This window comes from Haladaptatus halobius, from assembly GCF_020618475.1.
Classification (GTDB): Archaea; Halobacteriota; Halobacteria; order Halobacteriales; family Haladaptataceae; genus Haladaptatus; species Haladaptatus halobius.
In genome coordinates this window covers 1,514,239-1,536,209 of record NZ_CP085335.1, presented here as the reverse complement: position 1 = coordinate 1,536,209, position 21,971 = coordinate 1,514,239, and the positions used below count along the sequence as shown (strand labels likewise).

The following is a 21,971-nucleotide window of genomic DNA, read 5'->3' as shown; positions in this document are numbered from 1 at the left end:
GTCGCCGAGTCACAACGCTCGGATATCCTACGAGTCGAGCACGCCGGCGACGAACGCCTTCGTCCACCGCGCGCGTTTCTCCGGTTTCACGCCGTCCTGCGTGACCTCGAAGAGACAGGACCTAATATCTCGGTCCCGTCGCGCCTTGTTGATGAGCATTGGCGCGGTCGCGTACTCGGATTCGTCCACGGGCGTCCGAACGAAGTCGTAAATCGGTTCGTATCCGGTGACGAACTCGTCGTTCAGATACTCGATGGCGCGTTGGACGCTCCAAACTACGTCCTCGTGGTTCGAGTGAAAGACGTTCTGTCCGACGCCCTCGTCGTTCTTCCGTCTCAAGATGCCCTTCCCTTCGAACTGTGGAGGTCGACGAGCACGTCGGGGTCGTGGCGACCGATCGTTTTCCAAATTGCCCGTGTGAGCGCGTTCTTCGGCGGTTCGCCCATCGGAAACTGTCGATTCAAGTCCATCTCTCCGGGCCACTCCCGGCGATGTTGCTCGATCGCCGGCGCGTTCGCTTCCGGAAGCACGACCAGCGTCCCGGCGGCGATCTCCCAGCGCCGGATGTCGCCGGCCGCCCAGTAGCCGCTCTCCTCGTTGCCGTGCATCCCGCCGACGACGAACACGGTCGGGCCTCGCCCCGAGCGAATCTCATACACAGTCGTCTCTTGTTCGGTTCCGGCGCGAATTAGCGACGTGGAGACGGTCTGCTCGGGGTCGCCGCCGCTCGCGGTCGATGTCCCCGCCGACGATTCGGTTTGGGTCGTCGTCGCCGACCCTGCTTCGGCGTCCTGCGGGTCGTTTCCGGCACATCCGGCGAGAGCTAGGGTTCCCCCGACCGTCCCCACGGCGGAGAGGAACGCGCGTCTGCTCTTTTTCACGCCGTAAAAATAACACCCCGACCGACTTCTACGCTCTTTCTCCTCGGTTGAAACGACCGGCGCTGACGGTCGCGTTAGTCGCTCGAAATCTCGGCCAACTCGGCGGGGTTGGCGACCTCGACGCCGCCCGTGAGTTGGCGGTGGGGGTAGGGCATATCGATTCTTTCTGCATCGAATCGCTCCTTGACGGCGGTGACGTACTCGCCGCGCGTCTTCACGAAGTCCCCCCGTCGCGGGTCGGCGATCCAGAACCGGGATTTGAGACCAACCGCGGAGTCGCCGAGTTCGGTGAGCCGAACCGACGGGCCGGGGTCGTCCAGAATCTCGGGATGGTTTTCGGCCTCCTCGACGAGGATATCGGTCGCCTGATGGATATCGTCGTCGTAGCCGATGCCGAAGAGGAACTGGATGCGAAGTGTATCCTTGGCGACGGGATTTTTGATGACGCCGTCCGTCAGCACCGAGTTCGGCACCGTCAGGAGTTCGTTGTCGAAGGTTCGGACGCGGGTCACCCGCAGGTCGATGTCCTCCACGATTCCGGAGTAGCTTCCGCCGTCCCACTCTATCCAGTCGCCAATCTTGAACGGTTTGTCGGTGAAGATGAACACTCCTGCGACGAAGTTGGCGATGATGTCCTGCAGGGCGAAGCCGATTGCGAGCGTCGCGGCGGCGGCGACGGTGGCGAGGGCGGTGAGGAAGTCGCCTAATCCGGCCAACCCGAATGCAATCGTAACGGCCGCGAACAGAACGACGAAGTGGGTGATTTTAGTGAGCGGATTTTTGACGCTCTCGTCGTAGCCGCGCCTGTCCATCAGGCTCTTGGCGAGCGGAATGACGACGGCGCGCCCGATGAGATAGATAGCGAGTAACGAAACGATGAAGACGATAGTTTGTGCCGCAAACTCTGCGACTCCCGAGCTAAGACCAAGGTCGAACAGTAATTTCTCGATAACCGTGTTCGCCCCCTGACCACTGCTACCGCCTTGCATCAATGGTACACCGCCGTGTTCCCCCGCGTTTCGATGAGTTCGGCGTTCGCCTCGTCGGCGAGTTCGTCGGCGAGTTCATCGGTCGAGGTGCCGCCGCGGGCCGCCCGGAGGAACTTCACCTTCACGAGCTTCTCGTTCTGTAGTTGATTCTTCAGTTCGTCCGTGACGGCGGAGAGTCCGCTCTTGCCGACCCAGACGGTCACGTCGAGGTCGTGCGCTTCCTTCCGAAGTTCCTGCTCGTCCATAAGTGCGAGAGAGTTGCGCGCGATTACCTTTAAAGCTTGCAGCCTACCGGTCACGTGACACCGAGAGAGTGAATAACTCACATTCTGCTTCGGGTTTCAAAGCCTTTGTATCGGATGACTCCCGAGGTTCGCACATGGCTACGAAGGTCGTCGTGCTCGGTGCTGGATACGCTGGTGCTGGCGCGATACAGCAACTCGAAGGGGAACTGGACAACGCCGACATCACGTGGGTGTCGGACACCGATTACCACCTCGTGCTGCACGAATCCCACCGGGTCATCCGCGACCCTCGCGTCAAGGACAAGATAACGCTCCCGATTCACGATATCAAATCGCCGAGCACGCGATTCGTTCAGGACACCGTCACGGGCGTCGATACCGACGATAGGTCGGTCGAACTCGAAAGTGGCGACGACATCGACTACGACTATCTCCTCGTCGCCCTCGGAAGCAAGACGGCCTACTACGGCATCCCGGGCATGGCGGAGAACTCGCTGACGCTGAAGGGACTGGACGACGCGCTCGAAATCCACGACGCGGTCAAGGAGGCCGCGAAGACCGCGTCGCGCAACGACCCCGCGAAGGTCGTCGTCGGCGGAGCGGGGCTGTCGGGTATCCAGAGCGCGGGCGAGATCGCCGAGTACCGCGACAAACACCGCGCGCCCATCGACATCTACCTCGTGGAGGCGCTGGACGAGATCATGCCCGGGCAAGACCCCGAACTGCAAGGGACTGTGAAGAAGTACCTCCTCGAAAAGGACATCAACGTCCTGACCGGCGACCCCATCACGGAGGCGACCGAGGACGAGATTCAGTTCGACGAGGGCGAACCGCTCGAGTACGACGTGTTCGTCTGGACCGGCGGCGTCACCGGCAGGGACGCGATGGACGACTGCGACCTCGACAACCAGCACAACCGCGTCACCACCGAGGCGAACTTCCAGACCAGCGACGAGCGCGTGTTCGCCATCGGCGACTGCGCCATCGTCGATCAAGACGAGAACCCCGCGCCGCCGACCGCGCAGGCCGCGTGGCAGGCCGCCGAGGTCGTCGGCGAGAACATCGCCCGCTCCATCCGCGGCCAACCGCTCGCCACGTGGACGTACGACGACAAGGGAACGGTCATCTCCATCGGCGACGACGCGGTCGCTCACGGCGTCAAGACGGCCGGCGTCGAATTCCCGGTCAGCACCTTCAACTCCCACCCGGCGAAGTTCCTGAAGAAGATGATCGCCGCGCGCTGGATTGCCGACGTGGGTTCGTGGAACCGCGCGGTCAAAGCGTGGGACGCGCTGTAATCGGCGGATAACGGGCGATTTTCTCGGTCTCGCGCTGTGAATCGAAGGGGATACTTATTCCACAACCGACGCAATCGTCGAGGAATGAGTGTCGATGCTGCAGTGATTTTGTTCCTCGTCGCTGGCTTTCTCGGCATCCTCGCTGGCCTCATCTACCGAGGTTAAACCTCGCTCATCGCAGGATACGACGGGAGCGCGGAGAACCGTGACGATGCTAGGCTCGGAAGATGGTTCGGAACGCGGCTTTTCGTACTCGCGCCGATCACACTTCGCCTCGCAGTGGCGGAACTCCGCGTCGACGCGAGCGACGCTATCTGGCTCGGCTACACGGCAGTTACGGTCGCCCTTCCAGTTTGGTTGCACGTCGGGATGAGACGGTTATCAGTCGATACCGGTGCCGAGTAGAGCAGTTTCGGGTGCGAAATCCAAGTTAACTTCGCCGACTCACGGAATCCGAACGTCGTGCGAGAGCGTGCCGATTCCCTCAATCTCGACTTCGACGCGGTCGCCGTCTTCGAGCGGCGCGACCCCCGCGGGCGTTCCGGTGATGATCACGTCGCCGGATTCGAGCGTGAGGTAGGTCGTTATCTCCGCGACGAGTTCCGGCACGGAGAAGATAAACTGATCGCGCGAGGACTCCTGTCGGAGTTCGCCGTTCACGCGCAGGCGAACCGCGGCATCGTCGGGCACCTCGTCGGGGGTCGCCACGACCGGGCCGAGGGGACAGGAGTTGTCGAACGCCTTGCCTCGCACCCAGTTCTGCTCGCGGTCTTGGTCGTCGCGGTTCGAGACGTCGTTCGCGCACGTGAACCCCGCGACCACGTCCATCGCGTCTTCTTCCGCGACGTGCCGACACTGCTCGCCGACGACGACGCCCAGCTCGGCCTCGTGGTCGATGCGCTCCTTTGCGGCGGGGAGCGTGACGGTACTGCCGTGGGACGCGACCGCGTTCGGTGGTTTGAGGAACAGGAGCGGACGGTCGGGTACGTCCTTGTTTCGCTCCGCCGCGTGGTCGGCGTAGTTCAGGCCGACGCAGACGATCTTCGTGGGGTCGCTCGGCGCGAGAACGTCGACCTCATCGGGGTCGTAGCTGTCGTCGGCGAATCGGAGGTCGCCGTCGATCCATTCGCCGGTTCTGACCGAACCGGCCGGGTCGCGGAATCGGATGCGTTTCATATCGAGTGGTCGCAGTCGTGCGCCAAAATCGTTCGGTCTCCGGTAACACACGTCAGTCACCGTCGCCCGCGACCGCCAACATCCTTTAAGGACGATTACGCACTACCTACGACCGCACCATGGAACTTACTTGGTACGGACACTCGACGTGGCACGTCGTCGTCGACGACACCGAACTCCTCATCGACCCGTTCTTCGACAACCCGAAGACGGACACCGACCCGGAGGAGTTAGACCCGGATTACGTGCTCCTCACGCACGGACACGCGGATCACATCGCCGACGTGGATCGATACCGGGGCGCTCACTTCGTCGCAACCCCGGAGGTAATCGGATACATTACTGACGAGTACGGCGTCGAAGACGGTACCGGGATGAACATCGGCGGCACCTTCGAGGCCGGCGACGCCTTCGTCACGATGGTTCGCGCCGACCACTCCAACGGCCTCGACACCGGATACGGAGCCTCCGGCGGGATGCCAGCGGGCTACGTAGTCAGCGACACGAAGCCGACGCAGGTGTCGGACGAGGAGAGCGAGACGTTCTACCACGCGGGCGACACCGCTCTGATGACCGAGATGCGCGAGGTCATCGGGCCGTACCTCGAACCCGACGCCGCGGCGGTTCCCATCGGCGACCACTTCACGATGGGACCGTGGCAGGCCGCCATCGCGGTGGACTGGCTGGACGTCGATTTCGCGCTCCCGATGCACTACGACACGTTCCCACCCATCGAGCAGGACACCGACGACTTCGTTCGAGAGGTTGAAGCGACCGGAAGCGACGCCGAGGTTCGCGTTCTGGACGGCGGCGAGACCTTCGACCTGACGGACGCTCAGTCGTACTAAGTTCGACTTCGACGGAATACATTTTTCGTGGCGTTCGAAGCGACGAGTTTCAGTTTATTCGTAGTGTTTGTGTGTGATTCTAACGAGTTGCTTGTTCATTCGGATGAGTTGGTTAGCGGATCGGCAGTACGTATCGCTAGTGTACGCGAAGCCCTCAGACGCCCTTCGTCCGCCAGGGAAAAGCATGGGATGGCAGAATTTCGTGACTGATGCACTCGGTAGCCGATTGCCCTGATAGGTGGCGCACGGGAGCGAGGTAGTGAGCGACTCGCGCAAGATTTACGTGAACGCAGTGAGCGAACGACCCGTCGGCGCTCGTTTCCGACGGTGGACGACTGAGCGACCAAAAGGAGCGAAGGAGTCGGTTGGGGAGGTCGTGGCTGTCGCGGTGCGGATGCGGTTCCTGGTGGATGAAGGGCGAGTGAGCGAAGCGAACGAGGGCTTCACTCATGGGCCCTAGCGACACCTAGCAACTCGTTTGAGTAAGCGACTACTTTCCCCTAAGCGACCCAAAAACCCGTCTGAATGAACGACCGTCCTCTCCGAATGGCTCGCCGAAACAGGTGGTGCAACCCATCCGATTACCCCTTTCTCTCCGTCAAGCGCGACCGGAAGAACAATACTTAGGAGCGTCGCGGGAGACAGTCGAAACGCAATGCCAGAAGTCACCACTACGTCCGAAGAAGGCTACAGCATGGAGAACGACGTCCGCGAGTTCTCCGTCAGCATCGACGCGACGGGCGAGGACGCCCCGGACACCATCGAATCGCTGTTGGCGGCCTACGGCTCCTGCTACGTCCCCGCGCTGCGCGTCGGCGGGGAACAGCGAGGCGCGGGCGACCTCGGCAAGATAGAGATCGACGTGAACGGCGAGACGAACGACGACGGAAAGCTCCAGTCGGTCGCGTTCGACATCCGATGGGAAGCCGACACGGACGACGAGACGGCGCAGCAGGTCATCGAGCGCGCGTTCGAACTCTGTAAGGTTCACGACGCGCTCAAGGACAGCCTCCACGCGGACACCTCCGTCGAGACGGGCGCGTTCTAACGTCGCGTCTCGTTTTCCGAACCCGGAAAGGGAAGCGTTAAAAGTCGCGCGGGGAAACGATACGGTATGAGTCAGACCCAGAAGCAGGCGCGAAAATGCGTCTCGTGCGGGATAAACATCTCCGGCACGAACGCCGCGTCGTTCAAGTGCCCCGACTGTGGGCAGACCATCTACCGCTGTGCGAAGTGCCGCAAACAGAGCAACCTCTACGAGTGCCCCGACTGTGGGTTCCTCGGACCGTAACAATGGGAAAAGTCGCAGCCAAAGTCAAAGTGATGCCGCAGAGCCCCGAGATCGATCTGGACGATCTTCAAGAGAAACTCGAAGACTCGCTCCCTGAGGGTGCGAAGATCAACGGCTTCGAGCGTGACGACGTCGCGTTCGGTCTCGTCGCGCTCCTGCCGACCGTCATCGTCCCCGACGACGCGGGCGGTACGGAAGCGGTCGAGGAATCGTTCTCGACCGTCGACGGCGTCGAGAGCGTCGAAGTGCAGAACGTCGGTCGGATTTAGTTCCGTCTTTTTCGGTCGCGCGGTTTTCTCGCGCCCGCGAACGGTGTGCCCACGAGTACCCGATGGCGTCGGTTCGATGCCGGAGGTGTGCTTATCATGGATGCCATTGTACGCGGACTCGGCGATTCGATGCCAGCAGACGTACACGGCGAGTTACAAGGAGCTCGACTGAGCGACGAGGGGACGGACGAGTTTGACGACCTACGACGTGCGGTCGAAACACGAGCGGGAGGGTGCTATCGTAGCCGGGTCGCTCTACGAGATAGACGACGAGGACTGGGGATGTTACGGGACAAGGTCGGGGACAACGCTTAGTATCCGAGACTGTTCTCCGAGGTAGACCCTATGCGGGACATCCAAGGATGGGAACTCCGAATCGAGGAGATGACGGGCGTGAAAAGCGGGGATAGCCGAAATCGGTGGCGATACTCCGCCCACGTTTCGTCGGCTACGCTCGGAGCGATCTCCGAATCGCCGCTATTCGGTCGCTCCCCTCGTCGACGTAGCCGCCGTGATAGCAGAGCGTTCGACTCACGTCGAACTCTGCCAGTTTGCCGACTGAGTCGACCGCCTCGTCCATCTCGGGTGTGAACCGCTCGTTCGGCCCTGCGAGACCGTCTTCGTCGGCGGTCAGGGCGTCGCCCGCGATGAGTAGGTCGGCGTCGGGGAGAACCAGCGAGACGTGTCCGGGCGTGTGACCCGGTGTTTCGACGACCCGCATCGGGCCGGCCTCGGTTCGGAACACGACGCCTTCGACCACCTGCACGTCCACCGAAACCGGCGGATAGCGGTCGCCCGACGATTTGATGGGATCTTCGTCCCCTTCGATGGCCAGCGCGTCTCGGGGGTGTGCTACGACGGTCGCGTCGGTTCGCTCGACCAGTTCGTGCGCGCCGCCCGCGTGGTCGCCGTCTTGGTGGGTCAGGAAGAGCGTCTCCACGTCGTCGAGGTCGAATCCGTCTTCGGCGAGCGCCGACGCCAAGTCGTCCGTCTGGCCCGGAAAGCCGGCGTCGAGGAGGACGAGTCCGTCGTCGGTTTCGACGCCGGAGGGGTGGACGGTCACTCGGCGGTCGCCGCGGTCGAACGTGATCGGGAACGAGTATACGTGTCGGTCGAGTTCCATGAGTTGGGTTACGGCGGCCAACTCCGTGTAACTTCGGCCGGGCGTTCCGGCCGGACGTTCGCAGTTCTCCGTTCGGTTCGGCGTCCTCAGCCCAGTACCGCCTCGAACGCTTGCTGGAGGTCTGCTTTCAAGTCGTCGACGTGTTCGATGCCGACGCTGGCGCGGATGAGGCCGTCGGAGAGCCCCGCCGCGAGGCGCTCTTCTCGGGGAATCGCGGCGTGGGTCATCGTCGCAGGCTGTTCGATGAGCGATTCGACCCCGCCGAGGCTCTCCGCGAGGGTGAATACCTCCGTCTCCGCGACTACCTCCGCGGCCTCTTCGAGCGAGGCGTCGAGTTCGAAGCTCACCATGCCGCCGAAATCGTCCATCTGCTCGGCGGCGAGTTCGTGACCCGGATGGGAGTCGAGACCCGGGTAGTACACGGTCTCGACCGCTTCGTGGTCGTCCAACCACCGGGCGATAGTTCGGGCGTTATCGCAGTGTCTGTCCATTCGGACGCCGAGGGTCTTCGTCCCGCGCAGGACGAGGAAGCAGTCGTGCGGGCCGGGCGTCGCGCCGACGCTGTTCTGGTAGAAGCCGAGCTGTTCGTCCAACTCTGGGTCGTCCGTGACGAGCGCGCCGCCGACCACGTCGGAGTGGCCGCCGAGGTACTTCGTCAGCGAGTGCGAGACGATGTCGGCACCGAGGTCGAGGGGTCGCTGGAGATACGGCGTTGCGAAGGTGTTGTCCACCGCACAGAGGGCGTCTGCGTCCGCCGCGATGTCGGCCATCGCCGCGATGTCAACGACGTTGAGCAGAGGGTTCGTCGGCGTTTCGACCCACAGGAGTTTCGTCTCGTCTCGAACCGCCGCCGCCACCTCATCGGGGTTAGTCATGTCCACGAAGGAGAACTCCACGTCGTAGTCGGCGTACACCTGCGTGAAGATTCGGTGGGTGCCGCCGTACACGTCCTCGCTCGTGACGACGTGGTCGCCGGCGTCGAGCAGGTTCAGGACGGTGTTTATCGACCCCATTCCGCTGGAGAAGGCGCGCCCGAACTCGCCGCCTTCGAGGCTAGCGAGGTTGGCTTCGAGGTCGGTGCGCGTCGGGTTACCCGTCCGCGAGTACTCGTACCCGCGGTGGTCACCCGGGGCGTCCTGCACGTAAGTCGAGTTGGCGTAGATGGGCGTCATCAGCGCCCCCGTCTCCTCGTCGGGTTCCTGTCCGGCGTGGATGGAGCGCGTTTCGAACCTGAAATCGTCGCTGTCGGTCATGCGCGAGGGGACGTAGCGCGGGCAGGTTACTCTTGTCCTTCCGCGGCGCTCCGGTCGAAATCGTTCGAGGACACCGCGACGAGTCACTTCTCCAGAACCGTTCGGCGGTTCGTTCCAGACCGAATCTTTATAACCCGCTGGAGTGACACTTCGGTCGTGAAACACGTCGCTCCACCCTACGCTGGCGGCAATCACGGGCCAGCAACTGCTATTCGTCGGGTGGAGCCTCGATTCGGCCGCTGACGCGGCGTCGGGGTGAAACCCGGCGGCCCGCGCACCGCCCGCCGAACGATTTCGATATCAGTCACAGATGCAAGCACTCACGCAGTTCAGCCGACGTACCGCCGGCCGAATCTCCATCGACCGATTCACCGCCAGTCGACCGACCGCCGGAAGCACGAGCGAAGCGGCCGCCGCGGAGGTTCGACGATGAGCGACATGGCCCCTCGGAGCTACTACGACGAGTTCGCCGAGGGCGAATGGGAGCGCCTCGACCGCGACCCCGTGACCCAGATGGAGTTCGAGAACACCGTCGCGTACCTCGACCGCCACCTCCCCGAGTCGGGCCGCGTCCTTGACGCGGGCGGCGCGGCGGGCCGCTACTCGATCTGGCTCGCCGAACGCGGCTACGACGTGACGCTCGTCGACCTCTCTCCCAAGCAGGTCGAACTCGCCCAGAAGAATGCCGCCGAGCGCGGTCTCGACGCCGAAATCTCCGCCGAAACGGGGGACGTGCGCGACCTGCGGTTCGAGAGCGACGCCTTCGATGCTGTCTGCTGTCTCGGCGGCCCCCTCTCACACGTCGTGGATGACGCCGAGCGTCACCGCGCGATGCGCGAACTCCGGCGGGTCGCCGCACCCGACGCGCCCGTCTTCGTCTCGGTCATCGGCCTCCTCGCCGCGCTCCAGGATACCATCAAGTTCAACGCCGACGCCGGCCACGGCCTGCTCGTCCCCCTCGCGGAGACCGGCGACTACACCGCCGAGCTCGTCGCCGAACGCAGCGACGGGGAGGGCTGGGCGGAGTGTCACTTCTTCCGCGCCGACGGGTTCGAACGCGAGTTGCAGGCGGCCGGCTTCGAGGTGGAGCGACTGGTCGGATTGGAAGGCGTCGCGTCTCGGATGAAACTGGAGTTGGGGGAGGCCGACGAGGAAGCCGTCGAAAGCGTGCGCAAAGTCGTCCGAATGCTTCGCGAGGACCGCGCCGCGGTGGACTGGTCGGAGCACATGCTGGCGGTCTGTCGGGCGTAGCGAAAACGAGTCGGTTTCGGCTCAGAACCGCGTCGTCCGCCCTGCCGCGGTCCACGGGTCGGTCGGCGCGTCGTGTGGCACGCGAACGTCACGGTTCTGCAACTGCGATATCTTTCCGGCGAACTGCCAGCGGTCGCCCTCCCAATCGGATTCCTCGTCTTCCGCCGCGGCTTCCTGCGTGCGAAGGTGGGCGCTGATCGCGGCGGCTATCGCGGCGGCCTCCTCGTCGGTGGCGTCCGGCGGGATGTCGAGGTTCACGTCCGCGAACCCCTCAGAGCGGGATATTGCCATGCTTCTTCTCGGGTTGGTCGGTTCGTTTCGTCACGAGCATCTCGAGGTCGTCGATGAGGCGCGGTCGGGTGTCTTTCGGCTCGATGACGTCGTCCACGAAGCCCCTGTCGGCGGCGGTATAGGGGTTGGCGAACTGCTCGCGGTACTCGTCGATGAGTTCGTCCCGTCGCGCTTCGGGGTCGCTCGCCTCGTCCAATTCGGAGCTGTAGAGGACGTTCACCGCACCCTGCGGTCCCATCACCGCGATTTCCGACGTGGGCCATGCGTAGTTCACGTCCGCGCCGATGTGCTTCGACGCCATCACGTCGTAGGCTCCGCCGTAGGCTTTCCGGGTGATGACCGTCAGGAGCGGAACCGTCGCCTCCGAGAAAGCGTAGAGCAGTTTCGCGCCGTGGCGGATGATACCGCCGTGCTCCTGGTCGGTGCCGGGCATGAAGCCGGGGACGTCCACGAACGTCAGAATCGGGATGTTGAACGAATCGCAGAACCGGACAAATCGTGACCCTTTCTCGCTGGACTCGATGTCGAGCGTCCCGGCGTTGACGCGGGGCTGGTTCGCCACGATACCGACGGAGCGTCCGTCGAGACGAGCGAAGCCGACGACGATATTCTTGGCGTAGCCCTCCTGTACCTCGAAGAAGGAGTCCTCGTCGACGACGCCGGAGACGACGCGCGTCATGTCGTAGGGTTTCCGCGGCTGGTCGGGGACGACCGATTCGAGTTCCTCGTCCCTACGCTCCGGGTCGTCCCACGGTTCCACGCGGGGCGGGTCTTCGACGTTGTTCTGCGGGAGGTACGAGAGCAGTCGGCGGATGTCGTCCAGCGCTTCCTCCTCGCTGTCCTCCGCGAAGTGCGCGACCCCGCTCTCCGCGGTGTGGGCCGTCGCGCCGCCGAGTTCCTCGAAGGTGACCTCCTCACCCGTCACCGTCTCGATGACGTCCGGGCCGGTGATGAACATGTGGCTCGTATCCTTCACCATGAAGATGAAGTCCGTGATGGCTGGCGAGTAGACCGCTCCGCCGGCGCACGGCCCCATGATGGCGGATATCTGGGGAATGACGCCGGAAGCCTGCTGGTTGCGGTGGAAGATGTCGGCGTAGCCCGCGAGCGAGGCGACCCCCTCTTGAATCCGCGCCCCCGCCGAGTCGTTCAACCCGATGACGGGCGCGCCGACTTCCATCGCTTTGTCCATCACCTTGGTCACTTTCTCGGCGAACACCTCGCCGAGCGAGCCGCCGAAGACTGTGAAGTCGTGGGCGAAGACGAACACCTTGCGTCCGTTCACTTCGCCGTAGCCCGTCACCACGCCGTCGCCGTAGACCTGCTGTTCTTCCATCCCGAAGTTGTGGCTTCGGTGGGTGCGCAGTTGGTCGAACTCGTTGAAGGTGTCATCGTCGAGGAAGTAGTCGATGCGCTCGCGCGCCGTCATCTTCCCCTTCTCGTGCTGTTTCTCGATTCGCTTTTCGCCGCCGCCTTTCTCGGCTTCGCGGCGTTTCTCGCGCAGTTCGTCTATGCGTTCGTCCATCGTCACGGCCGAACCCTCCGAAGACTCATTGCGCGTTTGCAGGACGACGGACCGGAAAAGCGTTCCGTACTACAACAGCGAGTAGAGGTTCAGGGCCAAGGTGGCGAGCAGGAAGAACGGGAGGATGGTTCGCACGCTCCAAAGCCACGGCGCTCCGAGCGACCGAGCGAGTCCGCCCGCCCCCGAATCGTACTCCGCCAGCGCGTCCGTCCCCAGAATCCAGCCGGTGAAGACGAGGAACCCCGCGAGTCCGGCGGTGAGCATTAAGTCCATGAGCGTTCCGGCGACGAAGTCGAACAGCCGCGGGTCGAACGCGCAGATCGACCCCGTGACGAGGACGAGCGCGGCGAGTCCGACGGTCGCGCTTCGGCGCGAAACGTCGTGTTCGTCCACGAGATACGCGACGGGGATTTCGAGCATGCTGATGGAACTCGACAGGGCGGCGAACAGAATCGCGCCGAAGAACGCGACAGCAACCGCTCGCCCGAAGGGAACCTGCTGGAACGCGCCCGCCACGCCGATGAAGATAGCACCCGCTTCGCCGCCCGCAGTGACGTTCGTGAGACCCCCCTGCAAGGCGAACAGGAGCGGGAAGACGACGAAGCCGGCGAGGACGCCGATTCCCGTGTTGAGAATGGCGATGACGCTTCCGTCGAACGCGAGACTGTTGTCCTCGCCGAGATACGAGGCGTAGGTTATCATCGTCCCGACGCCGAGCGAGAGCGTGAACAGGGCCTGTCCGGCGGCGGCCCGAAGCATGCCGACGGGGTTCTCTTCGATGGGTGCGGGGTCGAAATTGAGGTAGAACGACAGCCCCTCGCCCGCGCCGGGTTGCGAGATAGCCCACCCTGCGAGCACCGCGAGCAGGACGACGATGAGGGGCATCATCGCCTTCGTCGCCGCCTCGATGCCGCCCCGAATCCCGCCGAGGACGATGGCAGCGGTCAGGGCGAGAAAGCCGACGTGGAAGGCCGCGGCCTGCCAGCCGAAACTGATGGTTTCGAAGTACGCGCCGGATTGACTGAAGTACGACCCGGTGAAGCTCGCGGCGAAGTAGCGGAGAATCCACCCGCCGACGACGCTGTAGAAGGAGAGCAAGACCAGCGCGGTCACGACCCCGAACAGGCCGACGAACCCCCACGATTTGGTGCCCGGTGCGAGGCGGGCGAGCGCGCCCGCGGGGTTCCGCTTCGAGCGCCGACCGATGACGAACTCGGCGAGCAGTCCGGGGACGCCGACGAGCAAAACGATACAGAGGTAGACGACGAGGAAGGCGCTCCCGCCGTACTCCGCGGTCATCCACGGGAAGCGCCACACGTTGCCGAGTCCGACTGCGCTTCCGACCGCCGCGAGGATGAAACCCAGTCGACTCGTCCAAGATTCGCGTGCCATTGCTATGCACTCGCCCGCCGCACGGTTATGAGGATTTCGAGATTGGAACCGTCAAACCGCTTTAGTTCCTATCGACGGGGTATCACGCAGTACGGTACGAATCGTTTTGTGGAAAAGCGAACCGGTCGCGGGTTTTCGGCCGAGTCGAACGACGGCAAAGGAACTCGCCACGATGCGGCCGAAAACGAAGGTCGAGGTGCTTTCCGTCGATCGCTAGAAGAACTCCATGAGGCTCAACACGAGCGTTCCAACGACGGCGACGAACACGATTACGCGGACGTGCCAGAGCCAGACGGGGCCGATGTTGGTCGTACTGCTGAGACCGCGTCGGAGTTCGCTGACAGCGCTCCGTCCGTACACCCAGCCGACGAAGATGACGGTGAGCACGACGCCGAGCGGGAGCAGGATGAGGGACGCGACGTTGTCGAACAGGGTGAGCGTGTCGGTGTTGAGGGCGGACGGAATTCCGAGAAGGAACACGAGGACGCCGACACCGACCGTAAGAACCGGTCGACTCACGTCGAAGTTATCGACGAAGTACGAGACGACGACTTCGAGGAGGCTGATGGCCGACGAGAGCGCCGCGATGAGGAGCACCAGGAAGAAGACGAACCCGATTATCCTGCCCGCCGGTAGCTTCGCGAACGCCTGTGCGAGTGAAACGAAGATGGCACTGGCACCTGCTTTGCCCGGTTCGACGTTCTGCGCGAACAGGAGCGGGAAGACGACGAATCCGGCGAGAACGCCGATGAAAGTGTTCAGTACGACGATACTGAAACCGTCGCTCAGGAGATTATCGTCGCCGTCGAGGTAGGAGGCGTACGTAATCATCGCACCCATCCCGAGCGAGAGCGAGAACAGCGCTTGTCCGACCGCGTCCGGGATGATCGTTTGATAGTTGTTCGCGATGACGCTGAAGTCCGGACTGAGGAAGTAATCGTAGCCTGCAGCAGCGCCGTCGAGGGTGAACGCCCACGCGGCCAGTCCGAGCATGAGTATGGCGATGGACGGAACCATGACCTTGGTTCCGACTTCGATACCCTTCTCGACGCCGAGCGCGACGATTCCGACGGTCAAGAGCATGAAGAGACCGTGGAAGAGTATCGCGCCGTTTCCTGCGGCGATTTGGCCGAAGTAGGCTTCCGAACCGCCGAAGTACGCCCCGCTCAAGCTTCCGATGATGTACTGGATGACCCAACCGCCGACGACGCTGTAGTACGACAAGATCCAGAATCCGGTGAATACACCGAGTACTCCGATGATTCCGGCGACCGGCCCGCCGAGGTTTCGGAACGCGTCAACGATGTTCTTCTTGGTTTGGCGCCCGACGACGAACTCGACGAGCATCGCCGGAAGCCCGATCACGACCGCCGCGATCAGGTAGACGACGAGGAACGCAGCACCGCCGTTCTCGCCCGCCATATACGGGAACCGCCAGATGTTGCCCAAACCGACTGCGCTACCTACCGCGGCCAGGATGAATCCTAATCGGGATGTCCACGTCTCTCGTTGTGACATGCGTATGCGTGCCATTCTTAATAATCAGTTATAAACGGTGCGATGTATATTAACCGGGCGAATTACTTTATATTGATTTACAATTCTAGTCGGAAAATTTGCGATTCGGCGACTGACGATGGTAAATCCGGAATAGTGTATGCGGAAGAATGAGTAATCGAAGACAGATTCCGCGGGACTACTCTACTGGTAGCGGCCATTTTTTGCCGGAAATCACGCCTCACCGTACACCGGCACCGCCGCCCCGCTTGTCACGCTGGCGGCGTCGCTACAGAGGAACAGCACGACTTCCGCGATGTCCTCCGGGGCGACCCATGAATCGTGGTTCGCGTCGGGCATCATCTCCCGGTTCGCCGGCGTGTCGATGACGCTCGGCATGACGGCGTTCGCCCGCACGACGCCCGCGTTCTCCTCGGCGATGGTCTCGGTGAGCAGGCGGACGCCCGCCTTCGAGGCGCGGTAGGGGCCGTCGCCTTCGCCGCCTTCGAGCGACGAGCGCGCGCTGACGCTGACGATAGCGCCCTCGCGGTCGCGGAGGTGCGGGATGGCGTGTTTCGACGCGAGGAATGCCGTCTTCAGATTCACGTCGAAGAGCAGGTCGAACGTCTCCACGTCGGTCTCGTCGATGGGCGACCCGCCCTTCCACATCCCCGCGATGTTGGCGAGGCAGTCGATGCCGCCTTGGTCGGCGACGACCTCCGAGACGACCGATTCGACCTCGGATTCGTCCGTAAAGTCGCCTCGGTAGAAATCCACCCGGTCGCCGTCGAGCAGGGCGTCCTCGTCGCTCGGTTCGACCACGTCTGTCGCACAGACCGTCGCCCCCGCGTCGTCGAAGGCGGCGCAGACCGCGCTTCCGAGCGCTCCGCTCGCGCCCGTGACGATAACCACGTCGTCGCTGAAGTCGAAACGCACGTTCATGGATTGGATGACGGGTTCGAGCATCATAAAATCGGATGCGGTTCGAATCTCGTGACCCTCCTGTCACTTCTCCCTCTTACGGTTCCACGACCAACTTTCCGAGGAAACTCTCCTCGATCACGTCTCGCTGCGCCGCATCGACCTCGTCCAGCGAGTAGACCTGCGCGATTTCGGGGACTATCTTCCCGTCGGCCACCAGTCGGGCCAACCGGGCCAACACCGCCGAGATGTCCGGCGTGTTGAACATGCTCATCAGCGTCACGGTGAGTTCCTTCGAGCGCGCGGCGGGGACGTTTTCGAAACCTGCCTCCACGTCCTCGTTGCCGATGCCGACCACGCGAGCACCCTGCGCGGCCACATCCGCGTCGAACTGGAGGTAGTCGTCAAGTCGGTGGTCGAGGATGACGTTCGGTTCGCCCGCCTCGCGCACCGCGTCTGCGAGGTCGTCGCGTGCGTAATCGAGGACGGTTCGCGTGCCGAGAGCGTCGAGTCGGTCGTGGTACTGCCCGCTCGCGGTGGTCGTCACGCGCGCGCCGGTCGCCGCCGCCAACTGGACTGCAACGTGGCCGACGCCGCCGCTTCCGCCGTGAACGAGGCAGCTTTCGGCGGGTTCGAGTCCGGCGTGGTCGACGAGCGCCCGCCACGCCGTGACCCCGACGAGCGCGACCGCCGCGCCTTCGTCGAAGCCGACGCCTTCGGGGAGGTGGGCCACGCGGTCGGTCGGCGTCGCGACATACTCCGCGCAGGTGCCCGGTCGGTCGTTGCCGAGACCGGTGCCGAACACCCGGTCACCCTCCGCGAACTCCTCGACGTCGACGCCGACCGCTTCGACCACTCCGGCGAAGTCGGAGCCCGGAATCCACGGTAGGTCGCCGGGTCGGTACGACCCTTCGCGGAAGTAGGTGTCCACCGGGTTGACCGCGGTGGTGCGAACCGACACGAGTAGTTCGTCGTCGTTCAGGTCAGGTCGGTCGATATCGTCCACCCGTAGTACCTCCGGCCCGCCGTGTTCGTGGAATCGTACTGCGCGCATGGACGGGGAATGGACGGGCGAGCAAATAAGTCCGCAGGAACCGCAGTTGCGATATGTCCCGATCCGACGTTCCCGCGCTCGTCGCCCACCGAGGCTTCGCCGACGAGTACCCCGAGAACACGTTATTCGCGTTCGAGAGCGCGGCGGAGCGCGCGGACGTGATAGAGTTGGACGTTCGGCGCTCCGAGTCCGGCGAACTCGTCGTCTTTCACGACGCGGAGCTCTCCCGATTGACGGACGCCCATGGGCTTGTCGAGGATACGCCGTGGTCGGAACTCCGCGAGTTGGCGGTGCTCGACTCCGGCGAGAGGATTCCTGGGCTTGACACCGCCCTCGACGCGATTCCCGACGAGGTGGGCGTAAACGTCGAACTGAAACACGGCGGGATGACCGAGCAAGTGCTGGCCGCGGTCGAAGGCGTCGAAAACGAGGTGCTGTTCTCGTCGTTCGAAGGACGGGTGCTCCGCGAACTCCGAGAGCGCGAGACCGCGGCGTCGCTCGGGTGCATCAGCCGACGCGGCCCGAACTGCATCGACACTGCGCTCGGCCTCGAATGCGAGTCCGTCCACCCGCGGGCGGACATCTGCGACGCCGATTTCGTGACGCGAGCGCACGAGGTCGGATTGGACGTGAACGTCTGGACAATCGAAACGCGGGCGGAGGCGGAAAGATTGGCGACCGCGGGCGTGGACGGTTTGATCGCCGACACGTGGCGCGTGCTTCTCCGAGGGTGAACCGGCGGGATTTAAGCGGCGCGGTAACCCCCTTTCGAGTGCATGAGGCTACACGAGTACCAGGCGAAGGAGGTGTTCTCCGACGCGGGGATTCCGACGCCCGACGCGGCGCTCGCAGAGAGCGTCGACGAGGCCGTCGAAGCGGCGGAGAACATCGGCTATCCCGTCGCGGTGAAAGCGCAGGTACACGTCGGCGGCCGCGGTAAGGCCGGTGGCATTAAACTCGCCGAAACCCGCGAGGAAGCCGAAGACGCCGCCGAGTCCATCCTCGGAATGGATCTCAAGGGATACACCGTCGAGAAACTGTTGGTCGAAGAGGCCGTCGACTTCACCGACGAACTCTACGTCGGCGTGACGATGGATCGCGGCGAGGGCAAGCCCGTCGCCATGGTCTCCTCGAAGGGTGGTGTGAACATTGAGGAAGTCGCCGAGGAAGACCCCGACGCCATCGCGCGCGAGCACATCGACCCGGCGTTCGGAATGCACCCTTATCAGGCCCGGAAAGCGGTCTACGACGCGGGAATAGACCGCGAAGTCGCGTTGGAAGTGGCGAGCGTCCTCACGACGCTCTACGACCTCTGGGACGACAAGGACGCCAGCGACGCCGAGATCAACCCGCTGATGGTCACGGCGGACGACGAAGTGATCGCCGCAGACGCGGTTCTCAACATCGACGGCGACGCGCTCTTCCGCCATCCCGACCTCGCCGAGATGGAGGACGAGGCCGCCGAGGATGAACTGGAGGCGAAAGCCAACGGCTACGGCTTCGATTACGTCCGACTCGAAGGGAACGTCGGCATCATCGGCAACGGAGCCGGGCTCGTCATGACGACGCTCGACCTCGTTGACTACTACGGCGGCAGTCCCGCCAACTTCCTCGACATCGGCGGCGGCGCGAAGGCGGAGCGCGTGACGAACGCGCTGGACATGGTCTTCTCGGACGAGAACGTCGATTCCGTCGTCTTTAACATCTTCGGCGGTATCACCCGCGGCGACGAGGTCGCCAAGGGAATCAACGAAGCTCTCGAATCCCTGGACGAGATACCGAAACCGGTCGTCGTCCGACTCGCCGGCACCAACGCGGAGGAGGGGATGGAGATACTGAACACCGACCTCGTGCAGGTCGAAGCGACACTCGAAGACGCGGTACAGCGTGCCGTCAAAAACGCCCAGGAGGTAGAACAATGAGCATTCTCGTCGACGACGACACGCGAGTGGTCGTCCAAGGCATCACGGGCGGTGAGGGGAGTTTCCACACCGAGCAGATGATGGAGTACGGAACGAACGTCGTGGCCGGCGCGGTTCCCGGCAAAGGCGGGCAGGAAGTGCGGGGCGTGCCCGTCTACGACACCGTGGACGAAGCCGTCGAGGCGGAGGACGCCGACGCGTCGGTCATCTTCGTGCCGCCCGCGTTCGCCGGGGACGCCATCTTCGAGGCGCTCGACACCGACCTCGACCTCGTGGTCGCCATCACCGAGGGCGTTCCGACGCAGGACATGTCGAAGGTGTACAAGCGCCTCTCGGAGGTCGACACGCGACTCATCGGCCCGAACTGTCCCGGCATCATCACGCCTGGCGAGGCGAAACTCGGCATCCTGCCCGGCAACATCTTCGAAGCCGGGAACGTCGGTCTCGTGTCTCGCTCCGGGACGCTCACCTACCAAGTGGTGGACAACCTGACCGAGCGCGGACTCGGCCAGACGACCGCCATCGGCATCGGCGGCGACCCCATCATCGGCACGGACTTCATCGACGCCCTCTCGCTGTTCGAGGACGACCCCGACACCGACGCGGTCGTCATGTGCGGCGAGATCGGCGGCGAGGACGAAGAGCAGGCAGCGAAGTTCATCGCCGAGAACATGGACACCCCCGTCGCCGGCTTCATCGCCGGACGTACCGCCCCGCCGGGCAAGCGCATGGGTCACGCCGGAGCCATCGTCTCCGGCAGCGGAACCGGTACCGCGGAGTCGAAGATCGACGCGCTGAACGACGCGGGCGTCCCGGTCGGCGACACGCCCAAGCAAGTGGCGGACAACATCGAAGACCTGCTGTAAGTCGGTCTCGCATTTTTCCAACTTCGGCGTTCTGCATCGCCAGTTTCGAAACCGTCTCGAATCCGGTGAAAGGCTATGGTGCGTCCGTGCGTGTTCTTAGCATGTATTCGCCGATACACGACGTAGAGTTCCTCGCCCGCTCGGAGCACCGTGTCGACGTGCTCAACGCGCTCTCCGATACCACGCGCGACCGACCCGCGCTGCAGGAGGCGACGGGCGCGTCCTCGGCGACGCTGGGACGCATCCTGAGCGACTTCGAGGAGCGAAAGTGGGTCGTCCGCTCCGGCTATCGGTACGAGTTGACCTCGCAGGGGCGGTTCGTGCTAGAGGGGTTCGGGGAGCTCCTGACCCGGATGGAAACCGAGCAGAAACTCCGCGACGTGCTGGAACTGCTCCCCGCCGAGTCGCTCGGTTTCACGCTCGACATGTTCACCGACGCGACGGTGACGGTCGCGGACGAGGCAGACCCGTACCGGGCGGTTCGTCGCTTCGACGAACTCATCGAGGGAGCGAAGACGATGCGAGCGTTCGGGACGGCCACCCTCAAATCGGCGAACGTCGACACGCTCCACCGCAACATCGTCGACGGGATGGAGACGGAGATCATCTATCCGCCGCCGATCATCGAGGCCGTGGCGGCGTGGAACCCCGCCGCGGCGACGGAAGCCGCTGAAAGCGGTAACCTCCGCATCCTGCTGTACGACGCGCTCCCCTGCGGACTCACGCTGTTCGACGGCCGCGTCGCGCTCACTGGATACACGCAAGATACCGGCCTGTTGCGGGTCGTCGTCGACACCGAGAACCCGGACGCGTTCGTCCAGGCGGAGGAGATATACGGATCGTACAGGGAGGAGTCTCGACCCTTCGCGCCGGCGCAGTCGACCGAACCGTGAGAGAACTCCGATTCAACCCCCGACCGGTGAGACCCCGCCGCTACGAGGACAGGACTAGCCGACGGCGGAAACGAGCGCATTGCAGTCGATGAAAGTTTGCTCACGCCACGCGAGGCCGACCCACCGTGAAATCGTATCGACCGACCGAACGATTTCATTGGTTTCAATTTATTCCACGGGGAATTTATATCTCCTCTCCGCGCCTCTCGACGGTCGCGGGAGTGAAAACAGATGGCGGTAGAACAACAGGAAGCGGTCAGATACGGTGTCGACAGCAAGAAATTCGACGAGTTCGTCGAGTACGCGAAGGAGAATCCGGACGACATCCAGTTCGAACTGAGCGCGACGGGTCACTGGGAGGGTCGCGCGTTCCACACCCTCTCGAAGATCGGCCCCTACGCGCTCGGTGGCAACGAAATCGACCGAGAGACCCGGGACTACTCGTTCCTCTGGGGTGCGCACAAGGAAGTCGAGTCGGCGATGGGGTTCGTCGACCCCGACGACCGCCCGGAGGTCATCGAGAGCGCGTTGGCAGCCCTCAGCGGGTGTCTCAACCACGTCATCTCCCTTCGCCTGATAGCGGAGAGAATCGACGTCGAAGAACTGGAAACGAAGGTGCACATTCCGTGGAACCCGTTCGTCGCTCTCGACTTGGCCGAGGTCGAAACCGAGGATGGGACGCCGCGAGACCAGTTCGGCGACCTCGTCGTCGAAATCGCCGTCGGCGGCGAGAACGTGTACGACGACACGCTCGAACGAATACGGCACGCGGCGCGGCGCTCCGCCGTGTTCAACCTCGTGACGCTGGCGCATCCGTGCGAACCGGTGGTGTCGAAGAAGGGTGAGTAACGCCTTTCGAACTGTTATTTTGAAGGAGTGGGTCGGGGCAGATTCGAACTGCCGATCTGCTCCGTGTGAAGGAGCTGTCATAACCGGACTAGACTACCGACCCTTGCAGTCTTTCGTTTCCCTGCCCGAGACTTAAG

General features: G+C 63.5%; 28 protein-coding genes and 1 tRNA gene. 14 read left to right on the top strand and 15 right to left on the bottom strand.

Features of this window, described 5'->3' with window-relative positions; translation table 11 throughout:
• Positions 1 to 27: 27 nt before the first annotated feature.
• The 4 genes from LIW51_RS08735 to LIW51_RS08720 all read right to left on the bottom strand — a co-directional run bounded on the left by LIW51_RS08735 (position 28) and on the right by LIW51_RS08720 (position 2,115).
• Positions 28 to 339 (bottom strand): hypothetical protein, encoded by a 312-nt coding sequence (locus LIW51_RS08735; RefSeq protein ID WP_227373651.1) that lies wholly within the window; start codon positions 337 to 339, stop codon positions 28 to 30.
• Positions 336 to 881: a succinylglutamate desuccinylase/aspartoacylase family protein gene (locus LIW51_RS08730; protein ID WP_227373650.1), complete on the bottom strand. Its 546-nt coding sequence runs from the start codon at positions 879 to 881 to the stop codon at positions 336 to 338. Before LIW51_RS08730 ends, LIW51_RS08735 begins: the two co-directional genes overlap by 4 nt.
• Before the next feature lie 74 nt (positions 882 to 955).
• Positions 956 to 1,870 carry a mechanosensitive ion channel family protein gene (locus tag LIW51_RS08725; protein ID WP_227373649.1) on the bottom strand — a complete coding sequence of 305 codons (915 nt, stop codon included), beginning with the start codon at positions 1,868 to 1,870 and terminating at the stop codon, positions 956 to 958.
• Positions 1,870 to 2,115 (bottom strand): YhbY family RNA-binding protein, encoded by a 246-nt coding sequence (locus tag LIW51_RS08720; RefSeq protein ID WP_227373648.1) that lies wholly within the window; start codon positions 2,113 to 2,115, stop codon positions 1,870 to 1,872. Before LIW51_RS08720 ends, LIW51_RS08725 begins: the two co-directional genes overlap by 1 nt.
• Positions 2,116 to 2,249: 134 nt before the next feature.
• Here LIW51_RS08720 and LIW51_RS08715 point away from each other — a divergent pair, with 134 nt between their 5' ends.
• A complete protein-coding gene (locus tag LIW51_RS08715; protein ID WP_227373647.1) occupies positions 2,250 to 3,413 on the top strand; it encodes an NAD(P)/FAD-dependent oxidoreductase in 1,164 nt (387 codons plus the stop codon).
• 54 nt (positions 3,414 to 3,467) lie between these two features.
• Here LIW51_RS08715 and LIW51_RS08710 read toward each other — a convergent pair whose 3' ends face one another.
• Complete coding sequence (locus LIW51_RS08710; protein WP_227373646.1) at positions 3,468 to 3,776, bottom strand: hypothetical protein; 309 nt, start codon at positions 3,774 to 3,776, stop codon at positions 3,468 to 3,470.
• A gap of 81 nt (positions 3,777 to 3,857) precedes the next feature.
• The gene (locus LIW51_RS08705; RefSeq protein ID WP_227373645.1) at positions 3,858 to 4,589 is read right to left on the bottom strand and encodes a fumarylacetoacetate hydrolase family protein; all 732 of its coding nucleotides are present in this window, start codon (positions 4,587 to 4,589) and stop codon (positions 3,858 to 3,860) included.
• 119 nt (positions 4,590 to 4,708) lie between these two features.
• Between LIW51_RS08705 and LIW51_RS08700 the strand changes: the two genes are divergently transcribed.
• The 6 genes from LIW51_RS08700 to LIW51_RS08675 all read left to right on the top strand — a co-directional run bounded on the left by LIW51_RS08700 (position 4,709) and on the right by LIW51_RS08675 (position 7,312).
• Complete coding sequence (locus LIW51_RS08700; protein WP_227373644.1) at positions 4,709 to 5,437, top strand: metal-dependent hydrolase; 729 nt, start codon at positions 4,709 to 4,711, stop codon at positions 5,435 to 5,437.
• Between the two features lie 259 nt (positions 5,438 to 5,696).
• Positions 5,697 to 5,897, top strand: a complete 201-nt coding sequence (locus LIW51_RS08695) for a hypothetical protein (protein ID WP_227373643.1) — start codon at positions 5,697 to 5,699, stop codon at positions 5,895 to 5,897.
• Positions 5,898 to 6,092: 195 nt separating this feature from the next.
• Complete coding sequence (locus LIW51_RS08690) at positions 6,093 to 6,485, top strand: OsmC family protein (protein WP_227373642.1); 393 nt, start codon at positions 6,093 to 6,095, stop codon at positions 6,483 to 6,485.
• A 66-nt stretch (positions 6,486 to 6,551) separates the two neighbouring features.
• A complete protein-coding gene (locus LIW51_RS08685; protein WP_007978781.1) occupies positions 6,552 to 6,728 on the top strand; it encodes an HVO_2753 family zinc finger protein in 177 nt (58 codons plus the stop codon).
• Between the two features lie 2 nt (positions 6,729 to 6,730).
• On the top strand, positions 6,731 to 6,997 hold the full coding sequence (locus LIW51_RS08680; RefSeq protein ID WP_227354393.1) for an elongation factor 1-beta: 267 nt from the start codon (positions 6,731 to 6,733) through the stop codon (positions 6,995 to 6,997).
• A 96-nt stretch (positions 6,998 to 7,093) separates the two neighbouring features.
• Positions 7,094 to 7,312 (top strand): hypothetical protein, encoded by a 219-nt coding sequence (locus LIW51_RS08675; protein ID WP_227373641.1) that lies wholly within the window; start codon positions 7,094 to 7,096, stop codon positions 7,310 to 7,312.
• A 133-nt stretch (positions 7,313 to 7,445) separates the two neighbouring features.
• Here LIW51_RS08675 and LIW51_RS08670 read toward each other — a convergent pair whose 3' ends face one another.
• Together LIW51_RS08670 and LIW51_RS08665 are read right to left on the bottom strand one after the other, a co-directional pair.
• Positions 7,446 to 8,120 carry an MBL fold metallo-hydrolase gene (locus tag LIW51_RS08670; RefSeq protein ID WP_368411778.1) on the bottom strand — a complete coding sequence of 225 codons (675 nt, stop codon included), beginning with the start codon at positions 8,118 to 8,120 and terminating at the stop codon, positions 7,446 to 7,448.
• An 86-nt stretch (positions 8,121 to 8,206) separates the two neighbouring features.
• Positions 8,207 to 9,373 (bottom strand): cystathionine gamma-synthase, encoded by a 1,167-nt coding sequence (locus tag LIW51_RS08665; RefSeq protein WP_227373639.1) that lies wholly within the window; start codon positions 9,371 to 9,373, stop codon positions 8,207 to 8,209.
• 310 nt (positions 9,374 to 9,683) lie between these two features.
• Here LIW51_RS08665 and LIW51_RS38480 point away from each other — a divergent pair, with 310 nt between their 5' ends.
• Positions 9,684 to 9,806: a hypothetical protein gene (locus LIW51_RS38480; RefSeq protein ID WP_255766630.1), complete on the top strand. Its 123-nt coding sequence runs from the start codon at positions 9,684 to 9,686 to the stop codon at positions 9,804 to 9,806.
• A complete protein-coding gene (locus LIW51_RS08660) occupies positions 9,803 to 10,624 on the top strand; it encodes a class I SAM-dependent methyltransferase (protein WP_227373638.1) in 822 nt (273 codons plus the stop codon). The genes LIW51_RS38480 and LIW51_RS08660 overlap by 4 nt, the downstream gene beginning before the upstream one ends.
• 21 nt (positions 10,625 to 10,645) lie before the next feature.
• Here LIW51_RS08660 and LIW51_RS08655 read toward each other — a convergent pair whose 3' ends face one another.
• The 6 genes from LIW51_RS08655 to LIW51_RS08630 form a co-directional block, all read right to left on the bottom strand.
• Positions 10,646 to 10,915 (bottom strand): DUF8022 family protein, encoded by a 270-nt coding sequence (locus LIW51_RS08655; RefSeq protein ID WP_227373637.1) that lies wholly within the window; start codon positions 10,913 to 10,915, stop codon positions 10,646 to 10,648.
• The gene (locus LIW51_RS08650) at positions 10,896 to 12,440 is read right to left on the bottom strand and encodes an acyl-CoA carboxylase subunit beta (RefSeq protein WP_368411731.1); all 1,545 of its coding nucleotides are present in this window, start codon (positions 12,438 to 12,440) and stop codon (positions 10,896 to 10,898) included. The genes LIW51_RS08655 and LIW51_RS08650 overlap by 20 nt, the downstream gene beginning before the upstream one ends.
• A gap of 69 nt (positions 12,441 to 12,509) precedes the next feature.
• Complete coding sequence (locus LIW51_RS08645; protein ID WP_227373635.1) at positions 12,510 to 13,832, bottom strand: sodium-dependent transporter; 1,323 nt, start codon at positions 13,830 to 13,832, stop codon at positions 12,510 to 12,512.
• Positions 13,833 to 14,045: 213 nt separating this feature from the next.
• Positions 14,046 to 15,350: a sodium-dependent transporter gene (locus LIW51_RS08640; RefSeq protein ID WP_227373634.1), complete on the bottom strand. Its 1,305-nt coding sequence runs from the start codon at positions 15,348 to 15,350 to the stop codon at positions 14,046 to 14,048.
• Between the two features lie 213 nt (positions 15,351 to 15,563).
• Positions 15,564 to 16,271 carry an SDR family oxidoreductase gene (locus LIW51_RS08635; protein ID WP_227373633.1) on the bottom strand — a complete coding sequence of 236 codons (708 nt, stop codon included), beginning with the start codon at positions 16,269 to 16,271 and terminating at the stop codon, positions 15,564 to 15,566.
• 76 nt (positions 16,272 to 16,347) lie between these two features.
• A complete protein-coding gene (locus LIW51_RS08630; protein WP_227373632.1) occupies positions 16,348 to 17,304 on the bottom strand; it encodes an NADPH:quinone reductase in 957 nt (318 codons plus the stop codon).
• A 53-nt stretch (positions 17,305 to 17,357) separates the two neighbouring features.
• On the opposite strand from LIW51_RS08630, the gene LIW51_RS08625 reads away from it, so the two are divergent.
• The 5 genes from LIW51_RS08625 (at position 17,358) to LIW51_RS08605 (ending at position 21,834) form a co-directional block, all read left to right on the top strand.
• Positions 17,358 to 18,038: a glycerophosphodiester phosphodiesterase gene (locus LIW51_RS08625; protein WP_227373631.1), complete on the top strand. Its 681-nt coding sequence runs from the start codon at positions 17,358 to 17,360 to the stop codon at positions 18,036 to 18,038.
• 42 nt (positions 18,039 to 18,080) lie between these two features.
• On the top strand, positions 18,081 to 19,226 hold the full coding sequence (sucC, locus tag LIW51_RS08620; protein WP_227373630.1) for an ADP-forming succinate--CoA ligase subunit beta: 1,146 nt from the start codon (positions 18,081 to 18,083) through the stop codon (positions 19,224 to 19,226).
• On the top strand, positions 19,223 to 20,092 hold the full coding sequence (gene sucD / locus LIW51_RS08615; RefSeq protein ID WP_227373629.1) for a succinate--CoA ligase subunit alpha: 870 nt from the start codon (positions 19,223 to 19,225) through the stop codon (positions 20,090 to 20,092). The genes sucC and sucD overlap by 4 nt, the downstream gene beginning before the upstream one ends.
• A gap of 101 nt (positions 20,093 to 20,193) precedes the next feature.
• Entirely contained in the window at positions 20,194 to 20,985 is a 792-nt protein-coding gene (locus tag LIW51_RS08610; protein WP_227373628.1) for a helix-turn-helix transcriptional regulator, read from the top strand.
• A 231-nt stretch (positions 20,986 to 21,216) separates the two neighbouring features.
• Positions 21,217 to 21,834, top strand: coding sequence for an OsmC family protein (locus LIW51_RS08605; RefSeq protein WP_227373627.1), 618 nt, complete (start codon positions 21,217 to 21,219; stop codon positions 21,832 to 21,834).
• A gap of 28 nt (positions 21,835 to 21,862) precedes the next feature.
• On the opposite strand, the gene LIW51_RS08600 is transcribed toward LIW51_RS08605, so the two are convergent.
• A tRNA-Val gene (locus LIW51_RS08600) sits at positions 21,863 to 21,937 on the bottom strand.
• Positions 21,938 to 21,971: the final 34 nt, after the last annotated feature.